The following is a 13,013-nucleotide window of genomic DNA, read 5'->3' as shown; positions in this document are numbered from 1 at the left end:
CGCCCGCCGAGCGGGCCGCGCGCACCCGAGAGACCCCCCGACCCCGTCGTGCGCCGGTACGCGGCACGACCCTCCGACCGGCGAGGACCCCGCGATGATCATCGACCTGCCCGACACGACGACGAACGCGGTGAACAAGCGCCTCGTGCGCCTGCGCGACGAGGGCGGCGCGATCGCGCTCGGGCGCGTCCTCACGCTCGTCGTCATCGCGCGCGAGTCCGACGTCGAGACGTCGATCGAGGCGGCGAACGACGCGAGCCGCGAGCACCCGTGCCGCGTCATCGTCGTCGCCCCGTCCGGGCGCAGCGCGACGCCGCACCTCGACGCGCAGATCCGCGTCGGCGGCGACGCCGGCGCGTCCGAGGTCGTCGTGCTCCGCACCGCCGGGCCGCTGCTCGAGCACGCGGACACGCTCGTCATGCCGCTCCTGCTGCCCGACGCACCCATCGTCGTCTGGTGGCCGGGTCAGCCGCCGGCGTCCCCGGACGACGACCCGGTCGGCGCCATGGCGCAGCGGCGCATCACCGACTCGATCACGGCGAAGGACCCCGAGGCCACGCTCGCGCAGCTCGCGCAGACGTACGGTCCGGGCGACTCCGACCTCGCGTGGGCCCGCGTGACGCTGTGGCGCGGCCTCATCGCCGCGGCGCTCGACCAGCCGCCCTACGAGCCGGTGACGAGCGTCGTCATCGAGGGCCAGGCGAAGCACACGTCGCTCGACCTCCTCGCCGCGTGGCTGGGCTCGCGCCTGCGCTGCCCGGCGCAGGTGGTGCGACGGCGCGGCGCGGAGGCGATCACGCGCGTGACGCTCGAGCGCAAGAGCGGGCCGATCGTCCTCGACCGCCCCGACGGCCGGACGGTGACGATCAGCCAGCCGGGCAAGCCCGACCGCCGCGTCGCGCTGCCCATCCGGACGCTCAGCGAGGCCCTCATCGAGGAGCTGCGCCGCCTCGACCCCGACGAGATCTACGGCGAGGTGCTCACCAAGGGGCTGCAGAAGGTGGGCGCGTGACCGCCGCCCGGCCGGACGCCCCGGCGCGCCTCGTCGTCGTGCACCCCGACGCCGCCGTGCTCGCCGAGGCCGTGGCGTCGCGCCTCGTGACGCGGCTGCTCGACGTGCAGTCGGTCCGCCGCCCCGTGCACGTCGTGCTGACGGGCGGGACCGTCGGGATCGCGAGCCTGGCGGCGCTCGCGCGCCACCCCGCGCGCGACGCCGTCGACTGGTCGGGCGTGCACGTCTGGTGGGGCGACGAGCGCTTCCTCGCGTCCGGCGACGGCGAGCGCAACGAGACGCAGGCGCGCGAGGCGCTCCTCGACCACCTGCCGCACCTCCCGCCCGAGAACGTGCACCCGATGCCGGCGGCCGACGCGGCGGCGACCCCCGAGGAGTCGGCGACCGCGTACGCGGCGACGCTCGCGGAGCACGCGCCGGACGGCCGGCACGTCCCGGCCTTCGACGTCCTGCTGCTCGGCATGGGTCCCGACGGCCACGTCGCGTCGCTCTTCCCCGGCCACCCCGGGCTCGACGTCACGGGCACCCCGACGGCGGGCGTCCACGGCTCCCCCAAGCCGCCGCCCGAGCGGGTCACGCTGACGTTCGAGGCGATCGCCCAGGCCCGTCAGGTGTGGGTCGTGGCGGCGGGCGCCGAGAAGGCCCCGGCGGTGGCGTCGGCCCTGTCAGGCGCGTCGGCGCACGAGACCCCAGCCGCCGCGGTCGCGGGCACGGAGGCGACGCTGTGGCTCGTCGACGTCGCCGCGGCCGGTACCGGGACCCCGACGGCCTCGGACGCGAGCCGCGCATGACGACGGGCGGCAAGCGCATGACGGACCCCGCGGTCACGTGGGACGCCGTCGACACGTACTTCGCGCCCCTCGTGGCCGAGGACGACGTGCTCGCCGCCGCGTCGGCGCGCGCCCGGGACGCCGGGCTCCCGGAGATCCAGGTCTCCCCCGCGCAGGGCCGGCTGCTGCAGCTCCTCGCGCTCACGTCGGGCGCGCGACGCATCCTCGAGATCGGCACCCTGGGCGGCTACTCGACGATCTGGCTCGCCCGCGCCCTGCCGTCCGACGGCACGCTCGTCACGTGCGAGATCGACCCGGCCCACGCCGCCGTCGCACGCGAGTCGGTGTCGGCGGCCGGGCTGTCGGACGTCGTCGACGTCGTCGTCGGCCCGGCCGCGGACACGCTGCGAGGGCTCGTCGCGGGCGGCGCCGCGCCGTTCGACCTCGTGTTCGTCGACGCGGACAAGCCGTCGAACCCGGTCTACCTCGACCTGGCACTGCAGCTCTCGCGCCCCGGCACGCTCGTCGTCGTGGACAACACCGTCCGCGGCGGGGCCGTCGCGGACGCGACGAGCACCGACCCGAACGTGCTCGGCGTGCGGGAGATGGCGGACCGCGTCGTCGCGGACCCGCGCCTCGACGCCACCGCCGTGCAGACCGTCGGGTCCAAGGGGTACGACGGCTTCGTGCTGGCGCGCGTGCGCGCCTGAGCCGCTCTCCGTACCGGCCCGACCGGGGTCAGCGGCCGCGACGGGCGCGCAGCGCGGCGAGCGCCTCGTCGAGGATCGCGACGCCGTCCTCGTCGCTGCGCCGCTCCTTCACGTACGCGAGGTGCGTCTTGTAGGGCTCGTTGCGCGACGGCGTCGGCGGGTGCTCCTGGTCCTGACCGGCCGGGAACCCGCACCGCGGGCAGTCCCAGGTCTCCGGGGCCTCGATGCCCGCCTCCGAGGAGAAGCTGGGTCGCGTCTCGTGGCCGTTGGCGCACCAGTACGACACCCAGAACCGCGGCGCGATCTCGCCGCGCTCGGACTCCCCGAGCGGTCCCGCCCCGACGCGCGACCCTCGGATCGCGTTACCACCTGCCACGTGCTCTCTCCCCCGTCCGTGCCGCCGTCGGCACTCGTTCCTGCCCGGACCGCGCGACCGTGCGCGGCTTGCCCCCTGCCGACTGCGGACTCTCCTGCCGTCCCGACGACGCCCTGGTGGGCGCGTGCGGTCAGACGACCTTCTGGAGGAGACCCAGGAGCACGATGACGACGGCCCAGACGAGGGCGAACGCCACGGTGATGCGGTTGAGGTTGCGCTCGGCGACGCCGGAGCTGCCCACGGAGCTCGAGATCCCGCCGCCGAACATGTCGGAGAGGCCGCCGCCCTTCCCCTTGTGCATGAGCACGAGCAGGGTGAGGAAGGCGCTGGTCAGCACCAGCAGGATCTGGAGGATGATGCGCAGCACGTCCACGAGTACGTCCTTGAGGCTCAGGGCCGGCCCGACCGATGTCGGGACCGACCGCACGGTTGTCGTGCACGGGCGTGACCCGCGGCACAGGGGACAAGAGTAGGCGACGCGGGGCCGCTGCGGCCAACCCCGTCCGCCGTCGTCCCGGGACGGCGGCCGACGGCCCCGGGACGCGGTCCCGGGGCCGTCGGTGCGAGGTGCGGCGCGGAGGTCAGGCGCCGGTCGCGTGCGACTGGTAGCGCGCGATCTTCGCGAACTCCTCGGGGTCGAGGCTCGCGCCACCCACGAGCGCGCCGTCCACATCCGGCTGCGCCATGATCGCGGCGACGTTCGACGACTTGACCGAGCCGCCGTACAGGATGCGCGTCGCGTTCGCGAGGTCCGCGTCGTAGAGGTCGCCGAGGGCGCCGCGGATCGCACCGCAGACCTCCTGGGCGTCCTCGGGCGTCGCGACCTCGCCCGTCCCGATGGCCCACACGGGCTCGTACGCGATGACGAGCGTCGCCAGCTGAGGGGCCGGGATGCCCGCGAGCGCGCCCTCGACCTGCGCGAGCGTGTAGGCGATCTGCTCGCCGGCCTTGCGCACGTCCAGGCCCTCGCCCACGCACAGGATCGGGGCGATGCCCTGACCCACGGCGGCGACGATCTTCTCGTTCACCAGGGCGTCGGTCTCGCCGTGGTACTGGCGGCGCTCCGAGTGCCCGATGGCGACGTAGCTCACGCCGAGCTTGGCCAGCATCGACGCCGAGATCTCGCCCGTGTACGCGCCCTCGGCGTGCGCCGAGACGTCCTGCGCGCCGTACTTGAGCTCGAGCTTGTCCGCGTCCACGAGCGTCTGCACCGACCGGAGGTCGGTGAAGGGCGGCAGCACGGCGACCTCGACGGCCGCGTAGTCGTGCTTCGCGTCCTTCAGGGTCCACGCGAGCTTCTGCACGGTGTGGGTCGCCTGGTGGTGGTCCAGGTTCATCTTCCAGTTGCCCGCCATGAGCGGGGTGCGGGTGTTCGCCACGGGTCCTTCTTCTCTCTGTGGGGCCCGCGCCGCCCACGGGGAGCGGGCGGCGCGGAGGGGTACGGGGGGCGGTCAGCCCTCGAGGACGGAGATCCCTGGGAGGTCCTTGCCCTCGAGGAACTCGAGGCTCGCGCCGCCACCGGTCGAGATGTGGCTGAAGCCCGCCTCGTCGAAGCCGAGGATGCGGACCGCGGCGGCCGAGTCGCCGCCGCCGACGATGGTGAACGCACCGTTCGCCGTCGCGTCGACCAGGGCCTGGGCCACGGCGCGCGTGCCGCCCGAGAACGCCTCGAACTCGAACACGCCCGCGGGGCCGTTCCAGACGACGGTCTTCGCGTCGACGATCTTGCTCGCGAAGAGCTTCGCCGAGTCGGGGCCGATGTCGAGGCCGATCTTGTCGGCCGGGATCGCGTCCGCGGCGACGACCTCGTGCGGCGAGTCCGCGGCGAACGCGTCCGCCACGACGATGTCCGTCGGCAGGACGATCTCGACGCCGTTCTTCTCCGCGTCCGCGAGGTAGCCCTTGACCGTGTCGATCTGGTCCTCCTCGAGGAGGGACTTGCCGACGCCGTAGCCCTTCGCCGCGAGGAAGGTGAACACCATGCCGCCGCCGATGAGCAGGCGGTCCGCCTTGGTGAGCAGGTTCGCGATGACGCCCAGCTTGTCGGAGACCTTCGAGCCGCCGAGCACGACCGCGTAGGGGCGCTGCGGGTCCTCGGTCGCCTTGCGCAGGGAGTCGACCTCCTTGAGGACGAGCTCGCCCACCGCGGAGGGGAGAACCTGCGCCACGTCGTAGACCGACGCCTGCTTGCGGTGCACGACGCCGAAGCCGTCGGAGACGAAGACGTCCGCGAGCTGCGCGAGGTCGCGAGCGAGCGCCTGGCGCTCCGCGTCGTCCTTCGACGTCTCGCGCGGGTCGAACCGGATGTTCTCGAGCAGCGCGACCTCGCCGTCGCCGAGCGCGGCGACCGTCTCGCGCGCCGAGTCGCCGACGACGTCCTGCGCCAGGTGCACCGGCACGCCGAGCAGCTCGCCCAGGCGGGCCGCGACGGGCGCGAGGGAGTACTTCGGGTCCGGCTCGCCCTTGGGGCGGCCGAGGTGCGCGGTGACGATCACCTTCGCGCCCGCGTCCGTCAGCTTCTTCAGCGTCGGGAGCGCGGCGCGGATGCGCCCGTCGTCCGTGATGGTCGTCCCGTCGAGCGGGACGTTGAAGTCGGAGCGGACGAGGACGCGCTTGCCGCGCAGGTCGCCCAGGGAGTCGATGGTCTTCATGCGGTCTCCTACGGTTCTGTCGCCGTCGTGCGGGACGCCGGCCGGCAACCGGCCCGGCCCGCACATGAGGACGTCCGCGTGCGCGTCACCGGGCGGTGCCGGGACGCGCACGCGGACGCATGGTGCTACGCAGGGCTGTGCTGCGTCAGCAGGTGGCTCAGAGCTTCTCGCCGACCAGGGCGGTCAGCGCGACGAGGCTGTTCGAGTAGCCCCACTCGTTGTCGTACCAGGAGACGACCTTGACCTGGTCGCCGATCACCTTCGTGAGCTTCGAGTCGAAGATGCTCTGGTGCGGGTTGGTGACGATGTCGCTCGACACGATCTCGTCGTCGACGTACTCGAGGATGCCCTTGAGCGGGCCGTCCGCCGCCGCCTTGAGCGCGGCGTTGACCTCGTCCACCGTGACCTCGCGCGAGGCGGTGAAGGTGAGGTCCGTCGCCGAGCCGGTGATGACCGGGACGCGCAGCGCGTAGCCGTCCAGCTTGCCCTTGAGCTCGGGCAGGACGAGCGACACGGCCTTGGCCGCACCCGTCGAGGTCGGGACGATGTTCTGCGCGGCGGCGCGGGCACGACGCAGGTCGCGGTGCGGGCCGTCCTGCAGGTTCTGGTCACCCGTGTAGGCGTGGATCGTGGTCATGAGACCACGCTCGATGCCGATCGAGTCGTTGAGCGCCTTGGCCAGCGGGGCGAGGCAGTTCGTGGTGCACGACGCGTTCGAGATGATGTGGTGCGCGGCCGGGTCGTACTGGTCCGAGTTCACGCCCATGACGAACGTGGCGTCCTCGTTCTTGGCCGGGGCCGAGATGATGACCTTCTTGGCGCCGGCGTCGATGTGCGCCTTCGCCTTGGTCGCGTCGGTGAAGAAGCCGGTCGACTCGATGACGATGTCGGCGCCGAGCTCGCCCCAGGGGAGGTTCGCCGGGTCGCGCTCCGCGAGCGCACGGATCTTCTTGCCGTCGACGATGATGTTGTCGTCGTCGAAGTCCACGCTCAGCGGGAAACGGCCGAGGACCGTGTCGTACTTGAGCAGGTGCGCGAGCGTCTTGTTGTCCGTGAGGTCGTTCACGCCGACGATCTCGATGTCGGCGCCCGACTCGACGATGGCGCGGTAGAAGTTCCGTCCGATACGACCGAAGCCGTTGATACCGACGCGGATGGTCACAATGCCCTCCTCAGGGCGCGCCGGTTGTCCCGACGCACACGGTTGATGCCGAACGATCACGTACGCCGTCGTACGCAGGTGGTGATCGCGCCCGTGCCCCGCTGCCCGGATCCCGGCACAGCACCCTCCGTGCCCGTGGACCGTCACGGCGACAGCCGGGACCACCCACGCCCACGAGGGGTGTCAGCGAAGGAGCACGTCGTTGTCACCTGACACTGACGAGCCTATACCAACACCACTCCGTCATGTGACCTGAATCCCATGCTTCGGGACCATCGTCCCGCCGGTGCGTGACGTCCAGGGGGCGGGCGCCGCCGCGCCCGGCTCACGGGCGCACGGGGTTCGGACGACCGCCCGCGCTCGTCAGAGGTCGAGCAGCTCGGGGCTCAGCCCCGCCTCGGTGTCCGGGATGCCGAGCTCGGCCGCGCGCTTGTCGGCCGTGGACAGCAGGCGGCGGATGCGCCCCGCGACCGCGTCCTTGGTGAGCGGCGGGTCGGCGAGCTGGCCCAGCTCCTCGAGCGAAGCCTGCTTGTGCGCGAGACGCAGCTCGCCCGCCTCGCGGAGGTGCTCCGGCAGGTCGGGGCCCAGGATCTCGAAAGCCCGCTCGACCCGGGCGCCCGCGGCGACGGCGGCGCGCGCCGAGCGGCGCAGGTTGGCGTCGTCGAAGTTGGCGAGCCGGTTCGCCGTGCCGCGCACCTCACGACGCGCACGACGCTCCTCCCACACGAGGACCGCCTCGTGCGCGCCGAGGCGCGTGAGCAGCGCGCTGATCGCGTCCCCGTCGCGGATCACCACGCGGTCGATACCGCGGACCTCCCGCGACTTCGCCGACACCCCGAGGCGGCGGGCGGCGCCGACGAGCGCGAGGGCGGCCTCCGGGCCCGGGCACGTGATCTCGAGCGCCGACGAGCGCCCGGGCTCCGTGAGGGACCCGTGGGCGAGGAAGGCGCCGCGCCACGCGGCCTCGGCCTCCTCCACGCCGCCGGAGACGACCTGCGGGGGCAGCCCGCGCACGGGCCGGCCGCGCTGGTCGAGGAGGCCGGTCTGACGGGCCAGGGACTCGCCGTCGCGCACGACCCGCACGACGTACCGGCTGCTCTTGCGCAGGCCCCCGGCGGACACCACGATCAGCTCGCTCGTGTGGCCGTAGACGTCCGCGATGGTCTCCCGGAGACGACGAGCGGCGATGGCGGTGTCGAGCTCGGCCTCGATGACCACACGACCCGAGATGAGGTGCAGGCCGCCGGAGAAGCGGAGCATCGCGGACACCTCCGCCTTGCGGCACGAGGTCTTGTCCACCCGCAGTCGTGCCAGCTCGTCCTTCACCTGTGCCGTGAGCGCCATGCGGGACATCCTGCCACCGATGGGAGCGTGTCGCGGCGGCGTCCCGGAGCGCGGGGGCGTACCCCGCGGTGTCCGGCGAGCAGCCGGACCAGGCCCCTCGCGCACGCGCCCGCGAGGGGCGCAGGAGGCTTCGACGGCTCAGCGGGCGGGCGAGCCGACGTCGCCGAGGACGTCGTCGAACACGTCCCGGTAGGCGGCCGCGAGGCGCAGCGCGTCGTGCCGCGGCGTGCCGTCGCCGCGGCGGACCTGCCGCAGCAGGAGCCGGGCACCCATGCGCGCCGCGGCCTCCGCGAGCTGCTCGGTGTCCTCGACCGCGGACGGGTCGGCCACGACGGCGTCGATGCGCAGCCCCGGCGCGTGCTTGTGCAGCACCTCCAGGTGCTCCGTCGCGGTGAGCCCGAACGTCTCCCCCGTCTCGCTCGACAGGTTGAGCGTGACGCACCGCCGTGCCGGGGTCTCGTGCAGGGCGCGCGCGAGCTCGGGCACGAGCAGGTGCGGCATCACCGACGAGAACCACGACCCGGGCCCGAGCACGACCCAGTCCGCCTCCTCCACGGCCCGCACCGCCTCCGGGCACGCCGGCGGGTCCGCGGGCACGAGCCGGAGCTGCTCGATGCGGTCGTGGGTGACCGCGACGCGGCTCTGCCCGACGACCGTCTCGAGCCGGCCTTCCGACCAGACGTCCGCCTCGATCCGGAGCGGCACCGCCGCCATGGGCAGCACCCGGCCCCGGGCCCCGAGGAGCTTGCCCACCCAGTCGAGACCGGCCACCGGGTCGTCGAGCAGCTCCCACAGCGCGACGATGAGCAGGTTGCCCACCGCGTGGTTGTCGAGGTCCCCCTCGGACGTGAAGCGGTGCTGCAGGAGCGCGCTCCAGGTGCGACCCCACTCCGAGTCGTCGCACAGGGCCGCGAGCGCCATGCGCAGGTCTCCCGGCGGCAGGACGCCGAGCTCCTCGCGCAGGCGCCCCGAGGAGCCGCCGTCGTCGGCGACGGTGACGACCGCGGTGAGGCGGTCGGACATGAGCCGCAGCGCCGACAGGCTCGCGGAGAGCCCGTGGCCGCCGCCCAGGGCGACGACGGCGGGGTTGCGCAGGCTGACCACGGTGCCCGTCACTCCTTGCCGAGGTCGCGGGCCGTGACGATGACGCGCTGCCCCTGCGCGCGCAGGCGCGCGGCGATCGCCTCGCTGATCGCGACGGACCGGTGCTTGCCGCCCGTGCAGCCGACGGCGATGGTCACGTAGCGCTTCTCCTCCCCCAGGTAGCCGGCCAGCACAGGCTCGAGGGCGTTCACGTACCGGTCGACGAACTCGAGGGCGCCGGGCCGTCCGAGCACGTAGTCGCGCACGGGCGCGTCGCGGCCCGTGAGGTGGCGCAGCTCGGTGATCCAGTAGGGGTTCGCGAGGAACCGCACGTCGACCACGTGGTCCGCGTCGAGCGGCAGCCCGTACTTGAACCCGAAGGAGACCACGTTGATGCGCAGCGTCTCGGGGGTGCCGTCGGCGACGGCGGCGCGCACCTCGCGCGCGAGGTCGTGCACGGTGAGCTCGGACGTGTCGATGACGACGTCGGACCGCTCCTCGAGGCTCGCGAGGAGACGCCGCTCCTCGGCGAGACCGTCGAGGATGCGCCCCTCGCCCTGCAGCGGGTGCGGGCGGCGCACCTGCTCGTAGCGGCGCACGAGCACCTCGTCCGACGCGTCGAGGAACAGGATGCGGTAGAAGACGCCGCTCTGGCGGAGGTGGTCGAGCACCTCGACGAGGTCGGTGAAGAACTCGCGCCCGCGCACGTCGACGACCGCCGCGATGCGCTCGAGCGTCGAGCCGGACCGGGTCATGAGGTCCACGAGCGGGACGATCATGCGCGGCGGCAGGTTGTCGACGACGTACCAGTCCAGGTCCTCCAGCACGGCGGCGGCCCGGGTGCGGCCGGCGCCCGACATGCCCGTGATGATGAGCACCTCCGCCTCGCTCGGCTCGGGCGCGTGGGTCGCGGCCTCGATCGCGGGGATACCGCTGGGGACGGTGGTCGGGGAGGGCTCCGGCAGGCGGGCGGGCTGGCCCTGCGGGCTGAGGTCCGGGGTCGGCTCCGAGGTCATGCCCCCAGCATGCCAGCCGTCACGCGTGGGCCGCGGCCTCGTCCTGCGCCGGAGTGTCCCGCGAGGTCCGGTCGGGGTCCTGGGGCAGCACGGACGGGGCGTCGTCGGGCGACGGCGTCGGGGCGCCGCCGTCCGGGGCGCCTCCCCCGAGCGCCGCGACGACCGCCTGCGCGGTCCGCTCGCCCATGCCGCGGACGCTCGCGATCTCCTCGACGCTCGCCCCGCGCAGCCGCTTGAGGGAGCCGAAGTGCTTGAGGAGCGCGGTGCGCCGCGCCGGGCCGAGGCCGGGGACGTCGTCGAGCGCCGAGGCCGTCATGCCCTTGCTGCGCTGCCTGCGGTGCTGGGCGATCGCGAAGCGGTGCGCCTCGTCGCGGACGCGCTGGAGCAGGTACAGGCCCTCGGAGGAGCGCTGCAGGATCACGGGGTACTCCTCCCCCGGCACCCAGACCTCCTCGAGCCGCTTGGCGAGGCCGCACAGCGCGACGTCGTCGATGCCGAGGTCCGCGAGGGCCCGCGCCGCGGCCGCGACCTGCGGCGGCCCGCCGTCGACGACGACGAGGTTCGGCGGGTACGCGAAGCGCGCGCGCCGGTCCACGGGCGCGTCCGGGTCCACCTCGCCGCTGCGCGGCACGTAGCCCGCCGCCTCCGCGGCGCGCTCCGCCCGCCCGGCCGCGGCGTCGGAGCCGTCGGCGACGTCGTCCGCCTCGAGGTCCAGCTCGACCTCGCCCGAGCGGGAGCGGTCGGACAGGTAGCGCTTGAAGCGGCGCGAGATCACCTCGTACATCGCGGCCGTGTCGTCGGCGGCGCCGTCGCCGTCCGGCCCGCGGACCGTGAAGTGCCGGTACTCGCTCTTGCGCGCGAGCCCGTCCTCGAAGACCACCATCGACGCGACCTGGTACGTGCCCTGGTTGTGCGAGACGTCGTAGCACTCGATCCGCAGCGGCGCCGTCTCGAGCTCGAGCGCCTCCTGGATCTCGCGCAGCGCCTGGCTGCGGGTCGTCAGGTCGCCCGCACGCCGCGTGCGGTGCAGCGCGAGCGCGTGCTCCGCGTTGGCGCGCACCGTCGCGGCGAGCTCCTTCTTGTCCCCGCGCTGCGGCACGCGGACGTCGACCCGCGCGCCCCGCAGCCCGGAGAGCCACGTGGTGACCTGGTCCGTGTCCGGCGGCAGGACGGGCACGAGGACCTCGCGCGGGACGGCGTCGCGCGCGAGGTCGCGCCCGGCGCGCGTGCCGACGTCCGCCGCGACGGCCTCCTCCGCCGCGCCGTACACCTGCTGCAGCAGGTGCTCGACGAGCTCGGCGTCCGTGACGTCCTCGACCTTCTCGACGATCCAGCCGCGCTGGCCGCGGATGCGACCACCGCGCACGTGGAACACCTGGACGGCCGCCTCGAGCTCGTCGCCCACGAGCGCGAACACGTCGGCGTCGGTACCGTCGCCGAGCACGACCGCGTTCTTCTCCGTGGCCCGCTGGAGAGCGGCGATGTCGTCGCGCAGCCGCGCCGCGGCCTCGTACTCCATGGCGGCGGCGGCCTCGTTCATCTTGCGCTCCAGCCGGCGCACGAACCGCTGGGTGTCACCCGCCATGAAGTCGCAGAAGTCCTCGGCCAGCGCCTTGTGGTCCTCGGGCGTGATGCGCCCGACGCACGGCGCCGAGCACTTGTCGATGTACCCGAGCAGGCACGGGCGGCCCGTCTGGTGGGCGCGCTTGAAGACGCCCGCCGAGCACGTGCGCACCGGGAACACCCGCAGCAGGAGGTCGAGCGTCTCGCGGATCGCCCACGCGTGCCCGTACGGCCCGAAGTACCGCGTGCCGGGCCGCTTCGCGCCGCGCATCACCTGCGCGCGCGGGAACTCCTCGCCCATCGTCACCGCGAGGTACGGGTAGGACTTGTCGTCGCGGTACTTGACGTTGAACCGCGGGTCGAACTCCTTGATCCACGTGTACTCGAGGGCGAGCGCCTCGACCTCGGTCCCGACGACCGTCCACTCGACCGACGCCGCCGTCGTGACCATCGTCTGGGTGCGGTGGTGCAGGTTCGCGACGTCCTGGAAGTAGTTCGACAGACGCGCGCGCAGGTTCTTGGCCTTGCCGACGTAGATCACGCGACCGTGCTCGTCGCGGAACCGGTAGACGCCCGGCGAGGTGGGGATCTCCCCCGGCGCAGGGCGGTACGTCGCGGGATCTGCCATGTTCTCCAGCCTAGGTCAGGCCACCGACGCCGGTGGCTCGGGGGTGGGGATGCTCGGGGACGCGGCGACACGGCGACACGGCGACGCGGCGACGCGGCGACGCCGCGACGACACCGTGTGACGCGCGTCACCGGCCGTTAGGGTGGCGGCCATGAGCGCACAGCACGGATACGCCGCGACGACCCGCTGGACCGGCGCGGGCGACCGCGGGACCGCGTCCTACACCGCCTACAGCCGCGACCACGAGGTGCTCCTGGACGGGCGCCCGTCGCTGCCCGGCTCCGCGGACCCGGCGTTCCGCGGCGACCCGACCCGGTACAGCCCCGAGGAGCTGTTCCTGGCGAGCCTGTCGCAGTGCCACATGCTGTGGTTCCTCCACCTCGCGGCCGCGGCGGGCGTCGTCGTGCGCGAGTACGTCGACGACGCGACCGGCACCATGCGCGTGGAGTCCGGCGGCGAGGGCCAGTTCACGGACGTCACGCTGCACCCCCGCGTGGTGGTCGACGACGGACCGGGCACGGACGAGGCGGCGATGGCGACCCTCCACCAGCGCGCGCACGACCACTGCTTCATCGCGCGCTCGGTGAACTTCCGGGTGCTCGTCGAGCCGGCACCCGCCCGGCGCGCCGTCGCCTGACACGGAGAGCACAGCACCGAGCCCGCGAGGAGCACCGAGGAAACTCGGGGACGCTCCGAGC

The 13,013-nt window shown here is 73.7% G+C and carries 13 protein-coding genes; 4 read left to right on the top strand and 9 right to left on the bottom strand.

The window, feature by feature from the left end; all coding sequences use genetic code 11:
* The first annotated feature begins 94 nt into the window (after positions 1-94).
* From opcA to ABIE39_RS03090, 3 genes are read left to right on the top strand one after another with little or no spacing between them, the layout of a single operon-like run.
* Positions 95-1,012: a glucose-6-phosphate dehydrogenase assembly protein OpcA gene (opcA, locus tag ABIE39_RS03100; protein WP_175008479.1), complete on the top strand. Its 918-nt coding sequence runs from the start codon at positions 95-97 to the stop codon at positions 1,010-1,012.
* Positions 1,009-1,803, top strand: coding sequence for a 6-phosphogluconolactonase (gene pgl, locus ABIE39_RS03095; protein ID WP_175008478.1), 795 nt, complete (start codon positions 1,009-1,011; stop codon positions 1,801-1,803). The genes opcA and pgl overlap by 4 nt, the downstream gene beginning before the upstream one ends.
* Positions 1,800-2,492: an O-methyltransferase gene (locus ABIE39_RS03090; protein WP_354050387.1), complete on the top strand. Its 693-nt coding sequence runs from the start codon at positions 1,800-1,802 to the stop codon at positions 2,490-2,492. Before pgl ends, ABIE39_RS03090 begins: the two co-directional genes overlap by 4 nt.
* Before the next feature lie 28 nt (positions 2,493-2,520).
* Here the strand turns inward: ABIE39_RS03090 and ABIE39_RS03085 are convergent, their stop codons facing one another.
* From ABIE39_RS03085 to uvrC, 9 genes are all read right to left on the bottom strand, one after another.
* Positions 2,521-2,868: an RNA polymerase-binding protein RbpA gene (locus tag ABIE39_RS03085; RefSeq protein WP_021481809.1), complete on the bottom strand. Its 348-nt coding sequence runs from the start codon at positions 2,866-2,868 to the stop codon at positions 2,521-2,523.
* Positions 2,869-2,998: 130 nt separating this feature from the next.
* Positions 2,999-3,241 (bottom strand): preprotein translocase subunit SecG, encoded by a 243-nt coding sequence (secG, locus tag ABIE39_RS03080; RefSeq protein WP_021481808.1) that lies wholly within the window; start codon positions 3,239-3,241, stop codon positions 2,999-3,001.
* A 208-nt stretch (positions 3,242-3,449) separates the two neighbouring features.
* Positions 3,450-4,247, bottom strand: coding sequence for a triose-phosphate isomerase (gene tpiA / locus ABIE39_RS03075; protein WP_074806672.1), 798 nt, complete (start codon positions 4,245-4,247; stop codon positions 3,450-3,452).
* A gap of 72 nt (positions 4,248-4,319) precedes the next feature.
* A complete protein-coding gene (locus ABIE39_RS03070; RefSeq protein ID WP_074806675.1) occupies positions 4,320-5,519 on the bottom strand; it encodes a phosphoglycerate kinase in 1,200 nt (399 codons plus the stop codon).
* 157 nt (positions 5,520-5,676) lie between these two features.
* On the bottom strand, positions 5,677-6,681 hold the full coding sequence (gap, locus tag ABIE39_RS03065; RefSeq protein WP_061267764.1) for a type I glyceraldehyde-3-phosphate dehydrogenase: 1,005 nt from the start codon (positions 6,679-6,681) through the stop codon (positions 5,677-5,679).
* Between the two features lie 363 nt (positions 6,682-7,044).
* Positions 7,045-8,025, bottom strand: coding sequence for a DNA-binding protein WhiA (gene whiA / locus ABIE39_RS03060; protein ID WP_034655142.1), 981 nt, complete (start codon positions 8,023-8,025; stop codon positions 7,045-7,047).
* 138 nt (positions 8,026-8,163) lie between these two features.
* A complete protein-coding gene (locus ABIE39_RS03055) occupies positions 8,164-9,129 on the bottom strand; it encodes a gluconeogenesis factor YvcK family protein (RefSeq protein WP_209829219.1) in 966 nt (321 codons plus the stop codon).
* An 8-nt stretch (positions 9,130-9,137) separates the two neighbouring features.
* On the bottom strand, positions 9,138-10,124 hold the full coding sequence (gene rapZ, locus ABIE39_RS03050; RefSeq protein ID WP_175008475.1) for an RNase adapter RapZ: 987 nt from the start codon (positions 10,122-10,124) through the stop codon (positions 9,138-9,140).
* Positions 10,125-10,143: 19 nt separating this feature from the next.
* The gene (gene uvrC / locus ABIE39_RS03045; RefSeq protein ID WP_209829220.1) at positions 10,144-12,315 is read right to left on the bottom strand and encodes an excinuclease ABC subunit UvrC; all 2,172 of its coding nucleotides are present in this window, start codon (positions 12,313-12,315) and stop codon (positions 10,144-10,146) included.
* A gap of 151 nt (positions 12,316-12,466) precedes the next feature.
* Between uvrC and ABIE39_RS03040 the strand changes: the two genes are divergently transcribed.
* The gene (locus ABIE39_RS03040; protein ID WP_175008473.1) at positions 12,467-12,952 is read left to right on the top strand and encodes an OsmC family protein; all 486 of its coding nucleotides are present in this window, start codon (positions 12,467-12,469) and stop codon (positions 12,950-12,952) included.
* The last annotated feature ends 61 nt before the right edge of the window (positions 12,953-13,013 follow it).

Origin of the sequence: Cellulosimicrobium sp. 4261, from assembly GCF_040546915.1 — a bacterium.
Classification (GTDB): Bacteria; Actinomycetota; Actinomycetes; order Actinomycetales; family Cellulomonadaceae; genus Cellulosimicrobium; species Cellulosimicrobium cinnabarinum.
Note: the sequence above shows the minus strand (reverse complement) of the source record. Positions and strands in the feature narration are given on the sequence as shown.